This window comes from Agrococcus sp. Ld7, from assembly GCF_045064095.1.
GTDB lineage: Bacteria > Actinomycetota > Actinomycetes > Actinomycetales > Microbacteriaceae > Agrococcus.
Genome location: NZ_JBISGY010000023.1, coordinates 39385 through 61968, shown reverse-complemented (window position 1 = coordinate 61968; position 22584 = coordinate 39385). Strand labels below are relative to the sequence as shown.

The following is a 22584-nucleotide window of genomic DNA, read 5'->3' as shown; positions in this document are numbered from 1 at the left end:
CGCGCGACGCGATGCAGTTCCGTGCGCATTCGCCAGCCTGCTTCTCGACCCCACAAGGGTTTCGTGGCTCATCCCAATCGGGGGTGTAGGAGTTGGGGTCTGAAGCCGCCGGTCTCGAGCAGGCTTCGGGCGATGTAGTTGGTCAGGTTGCGGAACCCGAGTGCGGAGCCGCGCAGGTGTTCGAGCCGTCCGTTGAGCGCCTCGGTCGGCCCGTTGCTGGTGCCGGGTCGTTCGAAGTAGGCGAGCACGTCAGCGGCTCGCTTCTTCAGGGTCCGGCCCAGGGTGGTGAGCTCGGTGAGCACCTTGGGGACGCCGGCGCTGAGGTCGGTGATCAGCTTCTCCATGAGCTCGCGGCCACGTTGCCGGTCCTCGTGGCGATAGGCGGCGATCATGCGCTGGTAGACACCCCAGGTCGCCTCGACCTCGACGTGAGCGTCATCAACGAACAGCGCGCGTAGCCTGTCGCTCTGCTTGTCGGTGAGCAGGTCCGCGCCGGTGTGCAGCGTGCGCCGCGACTTGTAGAGCGGGTCGTCCCTGAACCCACGGTGCCCGTGGATCGCGAGTTGGACCCGGCGCCGGCACCTGTCGAGGGCGTCACCGGCCAGGCGCACGACGTGGAAGGGATCCATCACCGTGACCGCGTCCGGGATCTCCTCTGCAGCGGCGGTCTTGAACCCGGTGAAGCCGTCCATCGCGACCACCTCGACCGCGTCACGGAAGGCGTCGTCGCGGTCGGCGAGCCAGGTCTTGAACGCCGCCTTCGACCGGCCCTCGACCATGTCCAGCAGCCTTGCTGGGCCGGCGCCATCGCGGACCGGGGTGAGGTCGATGATCACGGTGACGTACTTGTCGCCACGCCTGGTGTGGCGCCAGACGTGCTCATCGACGCCAATGACCTTCACGCCCTCAAACCGCGTGGGGTCGTTGATCAGCAGCCGCTTGCCTTCAGCCAGGACCGCATTGTTGGCGGTGTCCCACGCGACCCCGAGTCCCTCGGCGACACGGGCGACGGTGAGGTGTGCGACCACGATCCCTTCCAGCGCCCACCGCAGCCCGGTGCGCGAGAGCTTCGCGCGTGGCTCCGCCGCGGCGCTGGTGTCTTGGCGCCACACGTGTCCGCAGTCGGCACAGCGGTAGCGGCGCACTACAACTTCCAGCACGGTCGGTCGCCAGCCCAGCGGCTCGTGGGCCAACCGCCGGATCACGGTGTCACGAGCAGCGCCTTCGCTGCCGCACCGTCGGCACCACTGATCTGGTTCCACCACGCGGCACGCGAGGACCGCACGATCCGGTTCAAGTCGTTGTCCGGTCACGCTCAGACCGAGGCCGTCGAGTCGAGCGAAGGCGGTCAGGTCAGGGCGGCCGAAGCCGGCCGGCGGGGTAGCGTCGGACACGTCGAGGTCTTTCGGATGGATGGCGTAGGAACCTCCGTCGTCGGGAGATCTCGACGTCTATCTGCGGACCGACGCGCCCGGCCGGCCTACACCGTCATCTGAGAAGACCCCTGAAACGTCTTCGACGACGACGGGACCGGCGAGGAGGAGGGCGCGGTGAGCTAAAGGAATGGAGCTTGCTCGGCTTCGACGCCGCCGCAAGCTCCGGTGAAACGGCCGGTACTGGTCGGTCGTCGTCGGTCACCACCGGATGGCGGCGTCCCCCACGCTCGGCGTTTGCGCAGGTCAGCGGCTCGTTCGCCCAGTGGGCGCATCAAGCGATAGACGCAAAGCCGACGTGATTAGGTCGTCGGTTCGATTCCGACAGGCGGCTCCGGCGAACAGCCCCTGACCTGCGGAAACGCAGGTCAGGGGCGGTTCGGTTCTGGTGGTCGCGCGATGCGCTGGCCTCACGGCTCTGCCCGACACCGACGTCGCTCTCCTCTGCGACGGACCCCTCGCCGGCTGAGCGCTCGCGGCCGGCATCCTGTCCGTGTGCCGATAGGCCTCGCACCGCTCGGCAACGCAGCATGGCGTTGCGTCGCGACCTGGCGACGGCTCGGCGGGGCGCGATCGTCTCGTGCGTTGGCGGACTACGGGAGCTTGGACGCGAGGACGTCGGCCGCCAGGATCTCGGGCGCTGCGCTGAGGAGGTGCTGGTTGGCCATCAGGGCTGCGACGATGGCGCCGTTGGCGTGGGCGTCGCGAGCGGCCTCGTCGGGGAATGCATCGAAGATCCAGAAGGTGTCGGCGTGGGTCCTGACCGCGAACCAGACAATCGTTCCTACTTCTTCGTTGGCGAGTGCGACAGCGCCGGCGAGCAAATCGGCGAGCGCGTCGTGCTGTCCATCGGCCGCGACGATCTTGGCGACGAAGGCATACGGAAGTGATGCGGGTGTGGACATGAGGGACTCTCCTAGGTGTCGAGGTTTCTTGGTGAAGCGAGTTCAGCGTATGACGAGCGAGAGCCGGTGGGGAGTGGCGTATACGGCAGTATTGCTATTGTTTACGTCATGCGTATCGGACTGATCGCGATCGACGGCTGCTTCGGTTCGGCTATCGCGTCGATCATCGACATCGTGCGGGTGGCCGACGGTGCCCGCGGCGATGTCGACCCGCGGATCGACCCGATCGAACTCGCCATCCTCGGACCGAAACGGCGAGTGACCACGACGGCATCGATGACCCTGTCGGTGGACCACCCGCTGTCGGAGTCCGGAGAGTTCGACGTGGTCGTCGTCCCTGCGCTTGGAACCCTCACGGCCGCCGCTACCAACGACGTCCTCCAGAGCCGAGATGCTCGTTCGGTCATCGCCTCGCTCGGGCGCCTCGACGAGGCGACCACCCGGATCGCCGCGGCGTGCACCGGCGTGTTCGCTGTCGCCGAGACCGGACGGATGCATCATCGGCGGGCGACGACCAGCTGGTTCCTGGGGCCGGAGTTCCTGAAGCGCTATCCGACCGTCGCCCTCGATCTCGACACCATGGTCGTGGTCGACGGGAACCTCGTCACCGCCGGCGCCGCGTTCGCCCACATCGACCTCGCGCTCTCACTCGTGCGATCGATCAGCCCCGCCCTGGCCCAACATGTCGCCAAGCTCCTCATCATCGACGAGCGCCCGTCGCAGGCGGCCTTCGTCGCCTACGAACATCTCCGGCACGAGGACCCGATCGTCGTCGAGTTCGAACGCTTCGTGCGCGCCTGCCTGGACGAACCGTTCAACGTCGCCTTCGTCGCGCAGTCGCTCGGCACCAGCCGGCGCACCCTCGAACGACGAGTCCGTGCGGCGCTCAACCTCACTCCGCTCGGCTTCGTCCAACGGCTTCGCATCGAACGAGCTCGGCACCTCTCAGCAACCACGGACCTCACCTCCGCCGAGATCGCGCTACGGGTCGGCTACGCGAACGCCGAGACTCTGCGCTCCCTCCTGCGCAGGGAGCGACGCCGTTCCTGACCTATCGCCATGCCTGTAGCCGGTGTGCCAGTGCTCGACTGGAACCACCTCTCAGCACGTCGCGTCGACGCTCCTGCGTCGCCCCTGGACGACCCACTCGACACGCCCGCAGCACAGGCCATGTGACGTGTCCCGGCTTCCCGGACGGTCGGGGTTGGGTGGCTGTGATGTCGCTGCGTTCTCGTCGAGAGGATCAGCAGACCCGATCAGAGCCGATCGGGATAAGACGCGAAGGCGGTCAGGTCAGGGCGGCCGAAGCCGGCCGGCGGGGTAGCGTCGGTCACGTCGAGGTCTTTCGGATGGATGGCGTAGGAACCTCCGTCGTCGGGAGATCTCGACGTCTATCTGCGGACCGACGCGCCCGGCCGACCTACACCCTCATCTGGGAAGAGCCGGTTTCGTAATACAATATTCATATGGATGCGAACGAGACCATTCGCGGCGTTCCGGTCACGGAGGAGCAGATTGCCGAGTGGAGCGCAGAGGCCGAAGCAGGCTACGGCACCGCAGAGCTCAGGAAGCGGGGTCGAGGCAGGCCCGGCAGAGGTGAAAGCCCCTCGCAAGTCGTGACCGTGCGACTGACGCCCACAGAGATCGCGGCGGTCGATGCGCAGGCCGCACAGCATCACAAGACCCGCTCGGAGTTCATCCGCGACGTGCTCGCTGCAGCGGTCGCATGAAGGCGCATGACGCCGCGTCGCACTCGACGCACGATTCGTCAACCCCTTCCACCTTGGGCGACCTGGTGCACCAGGTCCGGGAAGGTGGACGGGGTCGGCGACGGCCTGGCGCGCGCGGGGTCGCCGGCGCGTATCGTGACGCGGATGAGCGACGACTACCGCGCGCGGCTTCGCAGCCTGCCCACGTTCCCCGACGACCTGCCCGTGCTCGACCCGGATGGCGTGCCGGAGCATCCGCTCGATCTGTTCCGCACCTGGCTCGACGACGCGATCGCGACCGGCGAACGACAGCCCAACGCGTTCACGCTCAGCACCATCGGTGAGGATGGCGCCCCGTCCAGCCGCACGCTCATCATCAAGGCGATCGACGAGCACGGCCTGCACTTTTCTTCGAACCGCCGCTCGCGCAAGGCCGCGCAGCTGGCAGCGCGCCCGATCGCGACCGCGCTGTGCTTCTGGCGTCCGCTCGGCCGCCAGGTCGAGGTGACGGGTCACGTGACCGACCTGGGAGCGGATGCGTCGCAGGCCGACTGGGCGGAGCGCCCCAGCTACACGGGTGCGCCGAACCCGGAGTGGGTGCTGTGGGCGCTGCAGCCGACGCGGTTCGAGTTCCTGCAGGCGACGCTCGATCGCAGGCACGTGCGCGTCGAGTATCGGCGCGGCGACGAGGGCTGGACGCACCGGCAGCCGTCCACGCCGGCGGGCTGAACCGGGCGGCCCACCCGACTGACACAATCGACGCATGCCCGCCACCCTTGAGTTCAACGATGGCAACGCCATCCCCGCGCTCGGCTTCGGGCTCTACAAGGTGCCGTTGGAGGCGACCGAGGATGTCGTGGCCGCGGGCCTCGACGCGGGCTACCGGCTGATCGACGGCGCTGAGTTCTACGGCAACGAGCGCGAGCTGGGCGCCGCGCTCGCGCAGGCGAGCAGCGCCGGCACGGATCGCGACGAGCTGACCGTGACGAGCAAGTTCTGGGGCGACCCGGAGCAGACGCCCGCGGCGGCCAGGGCCGCGTTCAAGGCGAGCGAGGCGGCGCTCGGCACGCACATCGACGTCTACATGATCCACTGGCCGCGCCCGGCGAGGCAGCGCTTCGTCGACGTGTGGCGCGAGCTGATCGCGCTGCAGGGCGAGGGCCGCGTGCGCTCGATCGGCGTCAGCAACTTCACCGAGGCCCACCTGCAGCGCCTCATGGACGAGACCGGCGTCGTGCCCGCGATCAACCAGGTCGAGTCGCACCCGTGGCTGCCGCAGCACAAGCTGCGCGCGTTCCACGCCGAGCACGGCATCGTCACGCAGGCGTGGAGCCCGCTCGGCCGTGCACGCGTGCTCGAGGATCCCACCGTGCAGCGGATCGCCGCCGACCACGGCGTATCCCCCGCGCAGGCGATCATCCGCTGGCATCTGCACCTCGGGGGCGCCCTGATTCCCAAGTCGACGCATCCGCATCGTCTGCGCGAGAACCTCGACGTCGACGGCTTCAGCCTCAGCGACGACGAGATGGCGCGCATCGCGGGCCTCGAGACCGGCGAGCGCACCGGCACCCACCCGGATGATCGACAGTGACGGCCCGCAGCGGCCGAGGGATGAGCAACCAGTGACCATCGAGCCCGACGGCCACCCCGACACCCCCGACCTGCCGCACGCGCACGCCCTCACCTGGGGCGTCGCCGCGATGCCGCACCGCGGCCCGAAGCGCGAGCTCTCCACCGAGCGCATCGTCGAGGCGGCGATCGAGCTCGCCGACGCCGACGGCCTCGAGGCGGTCAGCATGGGCAAGCTCGCCGCGCGGCTCGGCGTCGCCCCGATGAGCCTCTACCGCTATGTCACCGGCAAGGACGACCTGCTGCTGCTGCTGATGTTCGACTCGGCGAGCGAGGTCACGGTGCCGGACGCCGGCAGCACGTGGCGCGAACGGCTGCGCGAGTGGGCGATGTTCGTGCGAACCACGTACGACGCGCACCCGTGGCTGGCGGATCTGCCGCCCAGCTCGATCCCGACGACCCCGAACCGGCTGGCGATCGTGGAGTCGGGCCTCGCTGCGCTCGAGGGCGTGCGGATGACCGACAACGGCAAGCTGCCGACGCTGCTGCTGCTGCTCGGCTACATCGGCCTGTACACGAAAGGGTCCGGCGACACCGCCGTCGACGACACCGTGCGTCGCGCGCTGCCCCAGCTCGTCACCGACGAGCGGTTTCCGCTGCTGGCGCCAGCCGTGCGCGCTGGCGTGTTCGAGACCAGCAAGAGCGAACCCGGGCGCGGCTTCACCTTCGGCCTCAACCGGCTGCTCGACGGCATCGAACGCTGGCTCGAGCGCGTCGAGGAGGACGATCCGATCGCCGCGCTGCCCGCGACGATCGCGAACGACAAGCAGGTGCGCGAGGCGGCGAAGATCGTCGATAAGGCGCGCGCCGAGCTGCGACAGGCCGAGGCGAAGGCAGCGGATGCCGTGGCGAAGGCCACAGAGCGGCTGCGCGCCGCCGAGGCCAAGGCCGAGGCGCAGGCAGAGCGCGACGCCGCGAAGGCGGCCCTGAAGGCCGCGAAGCAGGAGGCGAAGGCGCGCAAGTAGGCGCACAGGTGAGGGAGTGAGTGGAACGCCCTGCGCCGCAGAATCGAACGCAAACGTCGCGGTGCTGAAAGTTCTTCAGGTCGCGAGGTAGGTTATACGCGAAGGCGTCCGAAGGCGCGGAGCGTGTCCCAGACGCGCTGCTTGAATCGTTGGGAAGTGACGATGGTGGCGAATCTCGAGAACCGGGTCTCTCCAGAGCAGGTCCTTACGCAAGCACGTGTAGCCGTAGTGATCTCTGCTTCAGATGTCGCCCACTATCCCGGCAGGAATCGGGCAGCGATCGATCGCTCTGCTCCTCCGTGGGTCGTGTGCCAGTATTTCGACGAAGGTCGGCTCGATGATTTGTTGCTGAGCCCAGACTCGACCGACTTCGCGGCGATCATGGTGACGCCCGGAGCTATGCAACTCGCTAGAGTGCGCCAGGCTCTCTCCAACCACAGCGAATCCATCTGGCGTTACATCGACCAGGGCGGCGGGTTCGCCGTGATCGCGACGTCGCTTGCTCCCGAGCGGCGGTTCCGGTTCGTGCCGCATCCGGCTCTGGGTGGAGTCGAGGTGCGCTCGAACGAAGCGGTGAGTGCGCAGACTGGCAAGGTGACGCTGGCTGATCCATTCGCGTCGGGCCCTGGGGAAGTGAACACTAGTGACACCATGCGTGAACTCAGGACGTCTGTTGAGATTGCACCCGATGCCGACGAGCACTGGGCAACTGCTGCTCAACTCGTAAGTGACGATGCGCACTCACCGCTCATACGCCTCTCCCGCAAAGAGCAGCGAGTCGCACTGTGTTGCGTCCACGTAGACGACCTCGCGGAGGCACTCGATGTAGACGACAGCCTTTTCACACTACTTATGCGGTGGCTGGTCCGCACAAAGACACATCTGGTGCTCGGCGATGGACTACCGCAGGGACTCGCAGCCGCAGCCGGGCCGGTCGCGGTCGTGCAGGTTAGACGTCGGTCTGACTTGCGGGCCATTCCGCGATGGGCGGGCCACCTCCAGGTGACCCCGGGGCGCGATGGGAGCGCCGTTGGGCTGCCGCTCAAGCGGCACGAGCTCCTGCGATTTCTTGAGGACCAAGGCACAGTCTCGTTCCCGGCCCACCAGTGCGATGACGTTATGGTGCTCGCCCGCCTCGCGGGCGAACCGCCGTACATGGAGCGTGTGCACCGTGCCGGCGTTGTGGCGCAGAAAGCAGAGATCTGGAACGCGCCGACTTTCGTGCAACTCGCGTACGCAGCTCTCGTCGCGCAGGTCAACGAGACCGTGCAGATGCCCTATCGGATCCCCGCGACCCTGACTGAGCAAGAAGCGTGCCGCGTCGTTTCCATTGTCCTTCGCAAGCGGATCGTCGACGGCAGCTCGGGGCGTCTGCTGCTTCCAACGGCTAATCTCTATGCTGCGGCGAACCTGCTTAACATCGATTTCCCGGAACTTTCTCGCGTTCGCAAGTGGATGATCGCCGCATCACGTGAGCCAGACGTGGATCCGGTGCAGTTGTGGGGTGCCAGATGGGCCTTGCATGTTGCACGAGACCACGACTTGCTGCGCGAAATCACGCGGCCATCTCAGGCTCCGTCTTCTGTACCCGGCCGGCTCGCCCACGGACTGGATGTCGCCATCCTCCAGTACGACGGCACCGCGGAGAGGATCGACACCAGGCTGCTGTCCTCGATGGAACGAGCGCTCTATCGCCTAGCGCTGAGCAGGGAGCCGCAGTATGCAGCGATACAAGAGCCCGCAGGCATCTCGTTCGAGCGCCCGTTCGACGATCCGCGCTCAGCGAGTCTGGAAGAGCATCTGCTCACCGCGACCACCAGCACGCGGCTACTTTCGAACTATCCACTTTGGAGCGGGTCGCTTTCGGGCTCGGTCGCTGATCTCCATTCGCCACAGCGGGGTGAGGTTCTTGAGCTTGAGGCAAGCCATCGATTGGAGATCGAGGAGCTCCGCTCTCATTTCGAGATCGAACTCTCGAGCGCTCAGTCGACCGCCAAAAAACTCCTGCATGATCAACGCACGCTGCTGACACACCATGGCTGGCTTTTCGCCTCATTCCTCGTCTTCACCTTTATGCTTGCCGCGCTCACGAACTCCGCCCCCTGGCTGCTGTATCTCAACGGTTTGGCATCACTCAGCGATGCGGTCGCCGTCTCAGTGGTTCTCTTGCCCCTCACGATCGCGCTGATATTTGCCGCGCAGCGCAGCCGCTGGTTCTCACTTGCGTCACCACGGTGGTACAGAGAGACTCTGCGCTCGCTGGAAATTCTGAGGGACTGACGCCCAAGTCGCCCAAAAGGTTGGGCTGTGGTTCCGCGGGATCTCGCGCACCCTGGAAGCATGACCCGCAGACTCCTCTCGATGGCCGGCATCGTGATCGCCGGCACCGTGCTCCTCACCGGCTGCGGCGCGTTCGGCGTCGGCAGCAGCTCCCCCGCCATTGATCCCGCCGTCGGTCCCGACACCGGCTGGGAGATGCCCCAGGAGGGCGGCGCCGAGAGCGACGGCGCCGATGCCTCCGGCGGCGAGCCCGAAGCGGCTGCCGACGAGGACCGCGCCGTGATCGTCTCGGGCAGCGTCTCGATGCGCGCGGGCGATCCGCTACAGGTCGCCGACGCGGTCACCGACGCCGCCGAAGCGCGCGGCGGCACCATCGACCGGCGCGCCGAGGGCGCATCCACCGACTTCGAGCCCGCGTGGGCGACGCTCACCGTACGGGTGCCGGCCGCCGAGGTCGACGGCCTGCTCGACGCGCTGCGCGGGCTCGCAGAGGTGACGACCCTCGACCTGGGCGAAGAGGTCGTCACGAACCAGGTGCGCGATCTGCAGGTGCGGGTGGATGCATCCCGCGCATCGGTCGAGCGCCTCACGGAGCTGCTCGCGACCGCCGCCGACACCGAGACGCTGCTGGCGGTCGAGGCGCAGCTCACGCAGCGCACGAGCGAGCTCGAGGGCCTGCTGGCCGAGCAGCGCTCGCTCGAGGAGCTGGTCGCGATGTCGACGATCGAGGTGCAGATCCGCTCCACCGGCGTCGAAGGCCCCACCGGCACCCCCAGCTTCTGGGACGGCCTGGTGGCCGGCTGGCTCGGCTTCCTCGCCTGGGGCGCGACCTTCCTGTTCGGCCTCGGCCAGGCGATGCCGGCGCTCGTGATCCTCGCGCTCATCGGCCTGGTCGTCTGGCTGCTCGTCCGCAGGGCACTCCGACGGATGCCGCCCAAGACCGCGGCGGCCGAGGGCACCACGGTCGTCAACCCGGTGACGCAGACCACGGAGTAGCACCACCCCGCGAGCGAGCCGCGGCGCGACCAGCCGTCACGCGTCGGCGAGCAGATCCTCCGGCATCCGCTCGGCGCTCCGCACCCCCGCCAGCAGGCTGCGCGCCATCGGCACCCCGCGCCGCACGACGCTCAGCTCCCCGGTCGGCTCCAAGATCACGGCAGCGACCTCCTCCTGGCTGCGGATCCCCGCGCGGCGCAGCTGCGAGTGCACCTCCTCGACCGTCACGTGACATCGCCGCAGCTCGGTGGCGACGAGCTGCGATCCGGCCATGAGCAGCACCGGCCGGTTGTGCACGAGCGCCTGCAGCCGCCCCTTCCGCGAGATCATGCCGATCGCGCCTTCCAGCACGAGCAGCGTCGCCATCGCCACGAGCCCCGCCGCGAACGTCGGCACGTGTCCGAGGATCGCGCGGCCGATGATCGCGCCGAAGACGATCACCACCAGCAGGTCGAAGCCCGACAGGCGCGCGAGCACCCGCTGCCCGAGCACGCGACTGAGCAGCAGGAACGTGCCGTAGAGGCCCGCGGTCGAGATGACGACCGCGAGCGCGGCCAGCGGTGGGATGCCGAGGTAGAACCAGAGATCGTCCATGCGCTCATCCTCGCGGATCGCACCGTGCGGCGGCGGCGCGGGCTACGCCCGCGAGGGCCGAACCGGCGAGTAGCGACCGCGATGCGCACTTTGCAAACTTTCCACCAAAGGTTGAGACTCGGCGCTAGACTCGACGCGGTCCCCCAGCCCATAACGAACCGTCACGAGGTCTCGCTTGCGCCGCCGCACACTGCTCCTTGCCGCCATGGCATCCGTTGGCCTCACCGCCTCCTTCGTCATCGCACCCGCGTCGCCGACCCTCGCATCCGAGGATCTCGCCGAGATGCAGGAGGCGCACTTCGCGGTGATCGACGAGATCGCCAACTGGGATGCCCAGACCCCGCACCCGCGCCTGGGCGCGATCGAAGGCGATCCTGTCGCCGGCACGATCAGCATTGGCTGGGCCGGCGCCGTGCCCACCGAGGTGCGCGCGATGGCAGACGCCGCGGCCGAGGACGGCATCCGCATCGACTTCGTGCCGCAGGTCTCGAGCGAGCAGGAGATGCTCGAGATCGCCTACGACCTCGCTGCGGCGATGCCGGCGGATGGCGCCTTCGCGATCGGCTTGAACGCGGATGCGCTCTCGGTCGAGGTGCCGACGCAGGAGGCCGCTGAGGCGGTCGGCAGCGAGCACATCGCGCTCGAGGGCGAGGTGCTCGACGTGATCGAGACCGCCGAGCGCGCCGCAGCCGATCTGGGCGCCGAGGTCACGGTCGAAGAGACCGACAGCGCCCCCGTCAACGCCGCAGCAACCGGCATGCTGCCGGGCGCGGCGATGCAAGCGGGCGTCATGGGCGCGAACCTTTCAGCCACGCGCTCGAACGATTCCAGCGTGCTCTCCGGCGGCATGCGCGTGCAGACGCACTGGGCCAGCGGCGGCTGGGTCAGCTGCACGTCGGGCTTCACGGGCTTCTACGGCCACCAGCCGCTCATCGTCACCGCCGCGCACTGCAGCGACTACGCCGACAACCGCGCGGTGCGCAACCGCAACGGCACGCGCATCGGCGTGAGCGATCTCGTGCACGAGCTCAACGACGGCGCTCGCCCCTACGACCTCGGCGTGATTGCCGCGTCCTACGACGCGCGCACCCTCCCCCGCATCTACACGAGCGAGACCGCCACCGTGAACATCACCGGCTCGCAGACGACCTGGCCGCCGTCGGGCTACCGCCTCTGCTCCTCCGGGCAGATCACCGGCTGGAAGTGCGACCTGACCGCCGGCGAGGCCTACGTCACCTGCTATGGCACGAACCGCGGGCCGGAATGCATGCACGTGCAGATCGTGCGTTCAAGCGGCAGCAGCGCGTTCTGCCTGGGCGACTCCGGCGGGCCGGTCGTGAGCCTGCCGTCGTCCAGCGGCGCGATCGCCGTCGGCGTCGTCTCCGGCCTGAAGTCGTCGTACAGCGTGAACTGCTCGAAGGAGGGGCTCATCGCACCCGTTTCGCAGCTGCTCTCCACGGTGCACGGCCTGCAGCTGCACACCACGCTGCGCCCATAGCTCACACCGAACCCTCAGGGAACTCCCTGCCTCCCTCTCGCGTTGGGGGACACGCCTGGGGTACATTTTCAGGCGTGCAACAAGAGTTCCAGAGCCCCCCGCTGTCCTACAGCGACAGCGACGTCGCAGCAGTCCTCGCCGACCTGCAGAGCGAGGTGAGCGGCACCACAAGCCTGCAGACGTGGCAGCAGAGCACCGGCGTGCCGGTCGAGCGCGTGGTCTCCGGTTCCGACATCACCTACGTGCACCTGGGCGCCTTCGATCACAGCGGGTCGCAGGTCGTGCTGATGCTGCGCGATGGGATCTGGCACCGCGCGATGTGAAGCGCTCGATCGCGTGCTCGCACGATCAATCCTCCGTAGCGACGCGAAGATTCCCCAGACAGCGCCCACCCGCACCTGGCAAGGTGGCCGCATGAGCGCACACACCCCGACCGACGCTCGCGGCTACGACGACCCCGAGGTCATCGAAGCCATTGCCGCGTGGATGCCCACCACCCGCTGGTACCCGCTGAAGGGTCAGCAGGTGGATGTCACGCTCGAGCACGCGTATGACCTCGGCGACGCGGCCATCCTGCTGCTGCGCGCCGGCGGCACCCTGCTGCAGGTGCCCATCACGTGGCACGACGAGCACGGCCCGGCCGCCATCGCGCAGGTCGGCGACCGCTGGCTCACCGACGCCTGCTTCGACGCTGGCGTCGTCCAGGCTCTGGTCGACATCGCGACCGGCACACGCACGGCCGAGGGGCTGAGGGGCGACGCAACCTCGGCGCCCGCCCCGGCCGAGCACATCCACGTCATCACGGGCGAGCAGTCGAACACCTCGATCATCGGCGGCGCTGAATCGGCCGATGCCTCTCGCTGGATCGCGAAGGTCTTCCGCGTCGTCTCCCCCGGCGACAACCCCGACGTGCTCGTCACCGGCGCGCTCACCCGCGCGGGCTGCGCCGATGTGCCGAAGCTGCTGGCCTCCATCGCCGCCACCTGGCCCGCCGGCGACGCGACCGTCACCGGGCACCTGCTCGCGATCTCCGAGCTCGTGCCCGACGCGCAGGATGCCTGGGAGCTCTACCGCCTGCACGCGCTCGCGACCCTGCGCGGCGAGGCGGCAGACCTGCCCGACACGCGTGCGCTCGGCGCCACCGTCGCGTCCGTCCATCGGTCGTTGGCTGATGTCATGGGCACGACCGAGGCGCAGCAGCCGGAGACGCAGGGATTCATCACCGGACTCGAGCAGCGCCTCGAGTGGGCACGACAGGAGGCAGCGGATGTGCTCGCCGACCTCGACGACGGTCTCACCGCCGAGCTGCACCGTCTGCGCGAGATCGACTCGATCGGGCAGTTGCAGCAGATCCACGGCGACCTGCACCTGGGCCAGGTGCTGCGCTCCGCCGACGGCGGCTGGCGCCTGCTCGACTTCGAAGGCGAGCCGCTGCGCCCGATGCACGAGCGCATGGTGAAGGAGCCCCGCATGCGCGACGTCGTCGGCATGCTGCGCTCCTTCGACTACGCCGCGGGCTCAGCCCTGCAGGAGCAGCCGGATGCCGACCCCGCGGTGGCGAGCGACTGGGTGCGCGCCCGCCAGTCAGAATTCCTAGACGGCTACGCAGCCGCCCTGGAGCCTGTCAACCCACAGGACCCGATCTACCGAGCCCTCCTCTTGGACAAGGCCCTCTACGAGGTCGTCTACGAACTCCGCAACCGCCCCACCTGGCTCCCGGTCCCCCTGTCCGCAGTGAAAGCGATCCTTCGCAACTGAGCGCCGTTGCTTGAGGGGCGCTCCGCGCCGTTAGTTGAGGAGCCCTCGGCCCGCAGGGCCAAGGGCGTCACGAAACCAAAAGGCGCCGCCCCACAGGACGACGCCTCTCGGATCGAACAACTCAACGCGAGTTGTACCGCTCCACAATCTCCGCCGGAATCCGCCCGCGCGTCGCGACCTTCAGCCCCTGCGACTCGGCCCACTCCCGAATCGCCGCAGTCTGCGAATTGCCGCCGCTGCGCGCCGTGCTTCCGCCAGCCTTCCTGCGACCAGTGACCCGGCGCGACGCCCGAATGTATCGCTCGAGCACATCTGAGAATTCTTCCGCGTGCTTGTTCGTGAGGTCGATCTCGTACTCGGCCCCGTCGAATGCGAAACGCACGGTGCGGCCTTCGCCGTCCGAGATGCTGTCGCCCGAGAAGTCGTCGACGAGTTGAACGAGAGTCTTCTTAGCCATGCTCAGGAATATACCGCACAGAACTAGTGATTCGCGCACCGCTTGCGCAGCAATTAACGTCGTGCAGGGCGCCACCCGTATTACCCATCAGCAAAGCTAGCTGCGACCGCAACCATCCACAGCGCTTGCGCTACACCCCGCGTGAGCGACGTAGACGACTGGATCGATACGCAGTGCACCACCCCGATTCAATCGTCAACCAAGCTACGCTTACAGAGTCCGCTCGTCTCCAGAGGGGAAGCGCAAGTCAGTCGAAGGCGGATGGAGTTTGTCTGGAAGTGGTGGCCCTCCGTTTCCCGGACGCACCCGAATAGGTGAATTCGTCGCCCAGCATCGTGCTCGATGACCTTCGTGTCGATTTGGCCTGGGGCGCCACCTGTAACCCGTGACAGACGAACCGTCGTTTGCTAAGCACTGCCCACTCAGCAATATCCTCCGAAGGACCGGCGAGTGGTGGTGCGTCGCTCGGGATTCGCGCGACCGCGTCTTAGTTCTCGCGGACCCGTTCGCGATCCAGCCGCTCGACGACGCGTTCAGCACCACAGTGGACGGCAAGGCACTGTTCATCAAAGCTCTGGCGGCAGAGGTCTCGCGCACTCCCGGTGCAGCTGGCGGCGTGCTCGAAAACTATTGGTCAGCGCTCCTCCCAACCATGGCCGCGAAACATAACTTCTACACTGCGTCTACGACTTCTCGACTCCGACGCGGGGCGTCGCGATGATCGCGCCGGATCAGGCGGTCCTCGTTCAAAGCGACGGGTACGCAAGCGTGCGCAGGCCAAAGCCGACCACCATCGAGTCTGCCTCAAACCATCAGATGGTCGATCGTGGCGTCGAGCGAGCGATCTCCGATATTGGGGCCTTGTCTCTGACTACTCGAACGTCGGGATCGATTTCTCTGGGGCAAAGACTCACGGGTAGTCCTGGCGCTCGCCCTAGCCACAGGAGTCAAAGATCAGGTTTCAGTCCTTGCCACTGACCCAAGCCCGAGCGGGACCTCCATCGCTACTCTGAGCATCGTCGTGGAGGATCTGTCCAGCTCGAGCAGGCTCGTCGACCATTACGGGCTGAAGTGGGCCGATCGACGCACTCCACGCGACACATGGCCCGATTCGCTCGCTGGGCAACTCGCGAACTTCCGGGGTCAAGTCCCAAGTAGTGGTGTAGCGGTGTCCTTCGTTCTGATTGGTTAGGCGGAGAGCTGGAGGACGGTCTCGGTGGTCACCTCGCCTCCGGTGTCGGGGACGAGGGTGAGGCGGCTCTTGGCGAGGACGTCGAGGCCGAGGTAGCGGCGGCCTTCTGCCCATTCGTCGGTCTGCTCGGCGAGGACCGCTCCGACGAGGCGGATGATCGCGTCGCGGTTGGGGAAGATGCCGACGGAGTCGGTGCGGCGGCGGATCTCCCGGTTCAGTCGCTCGTTCGGATTGTTGGACCAGATCTGCTGCCAGACGGCCTCGGGGAAGCCGGTGAAGGCGAGGATGTCGGCGCGAGCGGCATCGAGGTGGTCGTGCGCGGCCGGCAGCTTCTCGACGACGTAGTCGAGCAGCCGGTCGAACTGGGCGTGCACGGCGGCAGCGTCGGGCTGGTCGTAGACGGAGTGCAGCATCGCCTTCACGGCCGGCCAGTAGCTCTTGGGCGTCACCGACATGAGGTTCGCGGCGTCGTGGGTGCGGCAGCGCTGCCAGGCCGCGCCTGGCAGATTCGCCGCGATCGCCTCCACGAGCCCGGCATGCGCGTCGGAGGTGACCAAGCGCACGCCAGCCAGGCCGCGAGCGACGAGGTCGGCGAAGAACGCGTTCCAGGCGGGCCCGGTCTCGCTGGTGGCGACCTGCATGCCCAGCACCTCGCGGCGGCCGTCGCCGTTGACGCCGGTCGCGACCATGACGACGGAGCTGATGACGCGGCCGCCCTCGCGGACCTTCATCGTCAGCGCGTCGGCGGCGACGAACGTGAACGGGCCTGCCTCGTCCAGCGGCCGGTGGCGGAACTGCTCGACGTGCTCGTCGAGCTCGGCCGCCATGCGCGAGACCTGCGACTTCGACAGCGAATGGATCCCGAGTGTCTTCACCAGCTTGTCCATCCGGCGGGTGGAGACGCCCGGCGAGGTAGCAGTCGGCGACGACCGTGATCAGCGCCGTCTCCGCGCGCTTGCGCCGCTCGAGCAGCCAGTCAGGGAAGTAGGTGCCTTGCCGCAACTTCGGGATCGCGACATCGACCGTGCCCACGCGCGTGTCGAGCGGGCGATGCCGGTAGCCGTTGCGGCGGGTGACGCGGTCGGCGCTGGGTTGTCCCCATTCGGCACCGACCACGGCGTCCGCGTCGGCGGACAGCAACGCGTTGACCATCGTCTGCAACAGCGAGCGCATCAGATCGGGCGACGCGTCGGTCAGGGCTTCTGCCAGCACGCCGGCAGGGTCGACAATATGAGGAGCGGTCATCGTGATGACTCCGTTCGAGTGGGTTGTAGGAGATTCCTCGAAGGATCACACGGTGACCGCGTCCACGTTGTAGCGACGAGCCCGGTCACCGAGCGTTACACCACTATGCGGGACTCAACTACTTCCGGAAGTTCAGACGTGGCCTCAGCCACCAGTTCGTGTCTGCTGGGATCTGGTACCACTTGCACGAAGGTGAGGCCAAAGTCAACGCGGCTGGCCGCGAGACTATCGGCGCTATTGGTCGAAGGTGCTAGCGGTAATTCCTGTCTGGCCGCGCTTGCACATGACGCCCGCGGCTCAACAGTTGGATGCGATCGGACTGTGCGACAGCCTGATCGGCACTCTGCCCGGCCCAGCAGAGGTCAAACGGGATGCGAGCGACAATTTCGCGGCGGCGATCGTGCACTTAGGGTGCGACAACTTCCGCGACGCTTTGGATCGTCACTATGCGTTCTTCCGTCTCCGCGGACACGCGGTAGGCCGACGGTGGGGATTGTCGTATGGCATCGCCAACCACTCTCTTCTGGTGCAGCCGGAGTTCGAGCGGTCCCTGTCTCTCTTGGGTCCGGATGAGCGTTTCAGCGGTCGCATCCTGTTCGATATCGTCGAGCGGCTAGCGCCCGAGTTGCATGACCTCGACGCTCGGTCAGGCCGATGGCGATTCAGCAACGGACGACCCGCGATCGTCGACTGGTCGAAGCTCCGTGCCAACGAAGCCGCATGCAGGGCGGGTCAGCGCGGCATGCAAGCGACGATGATGCCTAGCGGATATAAGGGACGCCTGCGCCCTGACATGTCGGGGCTGATCAACGATGGGCTGGCCGAATTTTCCGATGCTATGGAAAGCGATGGGCTCGATCCGACCATCATCTCGCCGCTCAGAAAGAGCCCGCCGACAGACCTCCGGGGGCAGGGGCGGTTGCTGTCGCGACTCGCCAACTGGCGCAGCGGCTTCGTCGGTGGCGGTTCCTTCGCAGCCTCGGTGGATGGCGCGCTGCCAAGGGTCAGAACGCTCCGCTTCGAGCGGTGATGCGGAACAGCGGTCGACGTCACCGAAGTACGCGGATTCGGGTGGAATGATTGCTTGCATGCTGGCCGACGAGGAAACCCGCTGTGCGTTCTTGCGACGCGCGGCGCACGCACGGCAATTGGCAGGCAACGCGGCGATCGCCACGACCACGGCTGCTCGATCGATCTACGCCGACCCTCTGACCTTCGGCATCCAACTCGCTCGTCGCTCGTCCAGCGCCCGAGGGCCTCTTCTGCGCGCCGCACGCGCCATGCGTGGCGACGACGGCCAGTTGCTTCGACTCTGGCTGTCCGGCGACCTAGCTGGAACTCACGCGAGTCTCGACGAGACAGCGGAGCGCGGAGTCTTCAGTCGCCTCGCCGCTGAGATCGCGCAAGCTGCAGGCCGGCCAGAGTTGATCGTCGACGACAGCCGCATACACCCGGCCACCAGGGCGCGCGCCGCGTGGCAGCTTGGTGAAGCAACGGCTGCGATCGCGCTACTGGAGAGTTGTGCACCGTCGTCGCGCTTGCATCGGGCGTTCCGCGCCGAACTCGCGCTGATGTCACCCGGGACCCGACTTCGATGGACCCAGAGGTGCGGAGAGATGAGAGCCTCCCGGAGCGGGGTGCTGCATCTGCTCACCAACTCGCTGCCGCACACACAGTCGGGCTACACCGTCCGCTCGCACGCCGTGCTGCTCGCACAGCGCGACGCAGGCCTATCGCCGACCGCTATGACCCGCGTCGGGTATCCCGTCGTCGTCGGTGGCCTGCGCGCGCAAGCCATAGACCGTGTCGACGGAGTCGGCTACCACCGAGCTCTCCCCACGTGGCTCGCGCGCACACCTGACGGCCGCCTGCTGCAGCAGGCCGACGCACTCGCCGCACTCGCCTCTCGCGTTCACCCCGCCGCACTTCAGACCACGACGCACTACCCGAACGCCATCGTCGTCCGCGAAGTCGCGGAAGCGCTCGACCTCCCCTGGGCATACGAGGTGCGCGGCATGCTCGAGCAGACATGGGTGGCGAGCCTCGGCAGCGAAGAGGCCCGACAGCGGGCACTCGCGAGCGAGCGCTTCCTGCTGACTCGCAAGCGCGAGGCCGAGCTAGCCTCTGCCGCCGATGCAGTGTTCACACTCTCGGGCAGCATGCGTGATGACCTCGCCGCGCGTGGGGTGCCCCGTGATCGCGTGCACCTCGTGCCGAACGGCATCGATCAACAGCTACTCAAGCGCGTTCCCGTTTCTGCAGCCGACGCACGTGCGTCGCTAGGGCTGCCACTTGACGGCTTCTGGGTCGGATCGACCTCGTCGCTCGTGGACTACGAGGGGTTCGACGTGCTTCTCGACGCCGTGGCACTCGCCCGCGAGGCGGGTCACGACGTGCGGGTGCTGCTCGTCGGCGACGGGACCGCGCGCCCTTCGCTCGAGCAGCGTGCTGCAAGCCATGGCCTCGCCGGCCACGCGGTTTTCACTGGCAGAGTCGCACGTGAGTCTGTGGCCGACTACCGGGATGCTCTCGACCTCTTCGTCGTTCCGCGCCACGACCGTGATGTCACTCGGACCGTGTCACCGCTGAAGCCTGTTGAGGCGATGGCAAGCGGTCGTCCGCTGTTGGTCAGCGCGCTGCCGCCGCTGCTCGAGTCGATCGGCGCTGAACTCGAGCAGCTCCACGCCGCGGTCCCCGCTGGCGACCCAGCGGCGCTGTGCGCGCGCATCGTCGAGCTCACAACGGACGACGACCAAAGGGCTGCCCTGCAGCAGCGAGGTAGAGCGCGAGCAGCCACACTCACCTGGAGCTCGGTGGGTTCGACCTACCTCCGAGAGCTCAGCGCAGTCGGAGCAAGACGCGGAATGTGAGAAGATCGATGAGGTGCGCCCCGTCGCATCGCACCCCACCCCCGAGAAGAAAAGCCCAGGATCGCGAATGGCCTCTACGTCGCAGCGCGCTGAGCCTCGAGGGCTCCGCTCCAAGTGGCGACGGGCATGGTCGACCCGGCAGGCAGGCGAAAGTTTGCTGTCGCCGCAATTGCGCAGCGAGCTCAAGGCCAACTATGGAGACGCCAGCCAGTTGCGTCGCGTCGGTAGTCGGCCGCCCCTCAGGGAGTACTTCACCGAGCTGATCGATCGCCGTCACTTCATCTGGGCGGGCGCTCGAGGCGAGGCGCTGACCCGTTACGCCAACGAACGGCTCGGCATGGCGTGGTACATCGTCCGCCCAATCCTTGACGCCATCTTCTACTGGGTGATCTTCGGCCTCTTGCTGCAGATGTCGCGTGGCATGGACAACTACATCGCGTTCGTGATTATCGGCGTCTTCATGTTCCAGCCGATGTCACGTGCGATCACGGGCGGGGCATCACTGATCCGCAACTCGAAGGCGATGATTCGAGCGTTCGCTTTCCCCCGTGCGACGCTCGCGCTCTCGTTGGTGCTGCGCGACCTCTTGAGTTCACTCCCCGCAATGGGCGTGATGTTCATCATGATCATGGCGATTCCCCCGCACGAGGCGCCGGCCATGGCGTGGTCGCTCTTCCCGATCATCCTTCTGCTCCAACTCGGCTTAAGTCTCGGCTTCGCCCTGTTCTTTGGCTGGCTGGGCGCGGTCATGCCAGACCTGTCGCAGGCGATGAGCTTTGCGTCGCGATTCCTGATGTACGGATCGGCGGTCATTTTCCCGATCGACAGATTCGTCGAGCGGCTGGGACCGACAGCGGTGGCGATCGTCGAGGCGAATCCGCTCTACGTCGTGCTCGACATGTACCGCGCGGTGTTGATCGACGGCGCCGTGCCGCCAATCGATCAGTGGATGCTGCTCTGCATCTGGGTCGCTGGTGCGATTATTGTCGGGTTCACGCTCTTCTGGTGGAACGAGGAGCGTTACGGCCGTGAATAGTGCGAACGCCGGGTGGCGCCTGAGCGGCGAGCCGAAGGTCACGATCGCGGCCGAGAACGTGCGTCTGCGCTACACCGTGCAGCGAAGTTCGGGAGACCGATGGTGGAAGCGCGGTTCATCGACCTCTGTGACCGGCCCGGTGCTGCGCGGTGTCACACTCGCTGCTCGTGAGGGCGAGATGGTCGGCCTCGTGGGGCTCAACGGCTCGGGCAAGAGTTCGTTGCTGCGGGTGCTTGCGGGGCTGCAGCCAGCCACATCTGGTGTCGTCACCGCGTCGGCGCAACCCCAACTACTCGGCATCAGCGCCGCTCTCGTGCCCGAACTCTCGGGCGAGGACAACATTTGGCTTGGCACGCTCGCAATGGGCATGACACCGGATGACGCCTACTTCGCCAAGGAGCGCATTGAACAGCTCGCAGGCATCGGCGACGCGATCAAGCAACCGATGAAGACCTACTCGTCAGGCATGGGCGCCCGCCTGCGGTTCGCTATTTCGGTCGCCGCCGATCCCGAGATCCTCATGATCGATGAAGCACTCTCGACAGGCGACGCGTCGTTCGCGGAGCGCTCGAAAGAGGCCATGCACGGCCTCATCGCCCGCGCCGGCACCGTGTTCCTAGTCAGCCACGCGGCGAAGACCATCGAAGACATGTGCACCCGAGCGCTGTGGCTCGACGCCGGCACCCTGATCGCCGATGGCCCCGCCGACGGAGTGGCGAACATGTATCGCTACTACGCGCACAGCATCGCACTCGGCAAGCACGAAGCCGCCAAGAAGGCGCTCGCATCGGCCACCGAGGCGCACCCTCCCAACCTTTCTATCGAGTACTGAGCCGCGAGCAAGGAGCACTGATGCAGCAGCACAAGGTCATGACTGTCTATGGCACGCGACCGGAGGCGATCAAGGTCGCCACCGTCATTGATGCGCTCGAGCGCGACGAGCGATTCGTGTCCATTCCAGTCGTCACTGGTCAGCACCGCGAGATGCTCGATCAGGTCAACAAGCGCTTCGGAATCACACCGAAGCACGACCTCGATCTCATGAAGCCGGGACAGCCGCTCAATGGCATCGTCTCTCGAGCGATCGCGGGCATCGACGAACTCATCGAGCAGGAACGTCCCGATGTCGTCATCGTGCAGGGCGACACGTCGACGGCGATGGCGGCCGCGATCGCCGCGTTCAATCGACAGGTGACGGTCGTGCACCTCGAGGCCGGTCTCCGCACGAGCAACATCGATTCGCCCTTCCCCGAGGAGGCGAACCGCAAGATCATCGGCCAGGTGGCGAAGCTGCACCTGCCTCCGACTTCGGGCTCACGCGAGAACCTGTTGCGCGAGTCTGTCGACCCCAAGTCGATCGTGGTGACGGGCAACACGGTCATCGATGCGCTGCTCGAGGCGGCGTCGTGGGACACGGTGCCGAGTGACGGCCGCTTGGCCGAGGCGCTCGAGAGCGGCCGACCCATCATCCTCACGACAACGCACCGCCGCGAGAATCTCGGCGGCAGCATGCGGGCCATCGGTGAGGCACTCGCCAACATCGCACGCAAGCATACAGACCACATCATCGTGTTGCCGATCCACCGCAACCCCGCCGTGCGAGAGGCCGTACTTCCCCACCTCGAAGGGCTCGACAACGTGGTCGTGACAGAGCCGCTCGGCTATGCGGAGTTCACCAAGGTCATGGCTGCGTCCACGATCGTGGTGACCGACTCCGGTGGCGTGCAGGAGGAGGCTCCGAGCCTCGGCAAGCCCGTGCTCGTCATGCGCGAGAACACGGAGCGGCCCGAAGCGGTCGACGCTGGCACAGTGCGCTTGGTCGGCACAGACCGCGAGCGCATCGAGTTCGAGGTCAACCACCTGATCACCGATCCGCACGCGTACGCCGCGATGGCGAACTCGGTTAATCCCTACGGTGACGGCAGAGCCTCCGCGCGAGCGATTGCTGCGATCGCTGCGATGCTCGGCGTCGGTGAGCGGGAGCCTGAGTTCTCGATCTGAGCTGCGGCCGCGCAGC

At 67.0% G+C, this 22584-nt stretch carries 19 protein-coding genes and 1 pseudogene; 15 read left to right on the top strand and 5 right to left on the bottom strand.

Translation table 11 applies throughout. The features are described 5' to 3' along the window. Positions 1-68 precede the first annotated feature (68 nt). Both ACJJVL_RS03790 and ACJJVL_RS03785 read right to left on the bottom strand, forming a co-directional pair. Positions 69-1394, bottom strand: a complete 1326-nt coding sequence (locus ACJJVL_RS03790; protein ID WP_026138135.1) for an ISL3-like element ISPfr2 family transposase — start codon at positions 1392-1394, stop codon at positions 69-71. 632 nt (positions 1395-2026) lie between these two features. Next, entirely contained in the window at positions 2027-2338 is a 312-nt protein-coding gene (locus tag ACJJVL_RS03785) for a putative quinol monooxygenase (protein ID WP_027020518.1), read from the bottom strand. Positions 2339-2446: 108 nt separating this feature from the next. Here ACJJVL_RS03785 and ACJJVL_RS03780 point away from each other — a divergent pair, with 108 nt between their 5' ends. The 7 genes from ACJJVL_RS03780 to ACJJVL_RS03750 all read left to right on the top strand — a co-directional run bounded on the left by ACJJVL_RS03780 (position 2447) and on the right by ACJJVL_RS03750 (position 9917). Next, positions 2447-3388, top strand: a complete 942-nt coding sequence (locus tag ACJJVL_RS03780; RefSeq protein WP_405216982.1) for a GlxA family transcriptional regulator — start codon at positions 2447-2449, stop codon at positions 3386-3388. A gap of 416 nt (positions 3389-3804) precedes the next feature. Then, positions 3805-4068: a ribbon-helix-helix protein, CopG family gene (locus ACJJVL_RS03775; protein WP_405216981.1), complete on the top strand. Its 264-nt coding sequence runs from the start codon at positions 3805-3807 to the stop codon at positions 4066-4068. 144 nt (positions 4069-4212) lie between these two features. Next, entirely contained in the window at positions 4213-4776 is a 564-nt protein-coding gene (locus tag ACJJVL_RS03770) for a pyridoxal 5'-phosphate synthase (protein WP_405216980.1), read from the top strand. A gap of 34 nt (positions 4777-4810) precedes the next feature. After that, a complete protein-coding gene (locus ACJJVL_RS03765) occupies positions 4811-5638 on the top strand; it encodes an aldo/keto reductase (RefSeq protein ID WP_405216979.1) in 828 nt (275 codons plus the stop codon). 31 nt (positions 5639-5669) lie between these two features. Next, positions 5670-6641, top strand: a complete 972-nt coding sequence (locus ACJJVL_RS03760; protein ID WP_405216978.1) for a TetR/AcrR family transcriptional regulator — start codon at positions 5670-5672, stop codon at positions 6639-6641. A 123-nt stretch (positions 6642-6764) separates the two neighbouring features. Continuing rightward, positions 6765-8921: a hypothetical protein gene (locus ACJJVL_RS03755; RefSeq protein WP_405216977.1), complete on the top strand. Its 2157-nt coding sequence runs from the start codon at positions 6765-6767 to the stop codon at positions 8919-8921. A gap of 60 nt (positions 8922-8981) precedes the next feature. Then, entirely contained in the window at positions 8982-9917 is a 936-nt protein-coding gene (locus tag ACJJVL_RS03750) for a DUF4349 domain-containing protein (RefSeq protein ID WP_405216976.1), read from the top strand. A 36-nt stretch (positions 9918-9953) separates the two neighbouring features. Here ACJJVL_RS03750 and ACJJVL_RS03745 read toward each other — a convergent pair whose 3' ends face one another. After that, complete coding sequence (locus tag ACJJVL_RS03745) at positions 9954-10511, bottom strand: DUF421 domain-containing protein (RefSeq protein WP_405216975.1); 558 nt, start codon at positions 10509-10511, stop codon at positions 9954-9956. A 205-nt stretch (positions 10512-10716) separates the two neighbouring features. On the opposite strand from ACJJVL_RS03745, the gene ACJJVL_RS03740 reads away from it, so the two are divergent. The 3 genes from ACJJVL_RS03740 (at position 10717) to ACJJVL_RS03730 (ending at position 13767) form a co-directional block, all read left to right on the top strand. After that, a complete protein-coding gene (locus tag ACJJVL_RS03740; RefSeq protein WP_405216974.1) occupies positions 10717-12009 on the top strand; it encodes a trypsin-like serine protease in 1293 nt (430 codons plus the stop codon). A gap of 74 nt (positions 12010-12083) precedes the next feature. After that, positions 12084-12332 (top strand): hypothetical protein, encoded by a 249-nt coding sequence (locus ACJJVL_RS03735; protein ID WP_405216973.1) that lies wholly within the window; start codon positions 12084-12086, stop codon positions 12330-12332. Positions 12333-12423: 91 nt separating this feature from the next. Beyond that, positions 12424-13767, top strand: coding sequence for a maltokinase N-terminal cap-like domain-containing protein (locus tag ACJJVL_RS03730; RefSeq protein ID WP_405216972.1), 1344 nt, complete (start codon positions 12424-12426; stop codon positions 13765-13767). Between the two features lie 121 nt (positions 13768-13888). On the opposite strand, the gene ACJJVL_RS03725 is transcribed toward ACJJVL_RS03730, so the two are convergent. Beyond that, the gene (locus tag ACJJVL_RS03725) at positions 13889-14224 is read right to left on the bottom strand and encodes an Lsr2 family protein (protein WP_405216971.1); all 336 of its coding nucleotides are present in this window, start codon (positions 14222-14224) and stop codon (positions 13889-13891) included. Positions 14225-15412: 1188 nt separating this feature from the next. Then, a pseudogene (locus ACJJVL_RS03720) lies at positions 15413-16661 on the bottom strand (IS256 family transposase). A gap of 283 nt (positions 16662-16944) precedes the next feature. On the opposite strand from ACJJVL_RS03720, the gene ACJJVL_RS03715 reads away from it, so the two are divergent. The 5 genes from ACJJVL_RS03715 (at position 16945) to wecB (ending at position 22568) form a co-directional block, all read left to right on the top strand. Beyond that, a complete protein-coding gene (locus ACJJVL_RS03715) occupies positions 16945-17691 on the top strand; it encodes a hypothetical protein (protein ID WP_405216970.1) in 747 nt (248 codons plus the stop codon). 58 nt (positions 17692-17749) lie between these two features. Beyond that, positions 17750-19531 carry a glycosyltransferase gene (locus tag ACJJVL_RS03710; protein ID WP_405216969.1) on the top strand — a complete coding sequence of 594 codons (1782 nt, stop codon included), beginning with the start codon at positions 17750-17752 and terminating at the stop codon, positions 19529-19531. A 67-nt stretch (positions 19532-19598) separates the two neighbouring features. Further along, positions 19599-20567 (top strand): ABC transporter permease, encoded by a 969-nt coding sequence (locus ACJJVL_RS03705; protein ID WP_405216968.1) that lies wholly within the window; start codon positions 19599-19601, stop codon positions 20565-20567. Next, on the top strand, positions 20560-21399 hold the full coding sequence (locus ACJJVL_RS03700) for an ABC transporter ATP-binding protein (RefSeq protein WP_405216967.1): 840 nt from the start codon (positions 20560-20562) through the stop codon (positions 21397-21399). The genes ACJJVL_RS03705 and ACJJVL_RS03700 overlap by 8 nt, the downstream gene beginning before the upstream one ends. Positions 21400-21419: 20 nt before the next feature. Continuing rightward, the gene (gene wecB, locus ACJJVL_RS03695) at positions 21420-22568 is read left to right on the top strand and encodes a non-hydrolyzing UDP-N-acetylglucosamine 2-epimerase (RefSeq protein WP_405216966.1); all 1149 of its coding nucleotides are present in this window, start codon (positions 21420-21422) and stop codon (positions 22566-22568) included. The last annotated feature ends 16 nt before the right edge of the window (positions 22569-22584 follow it).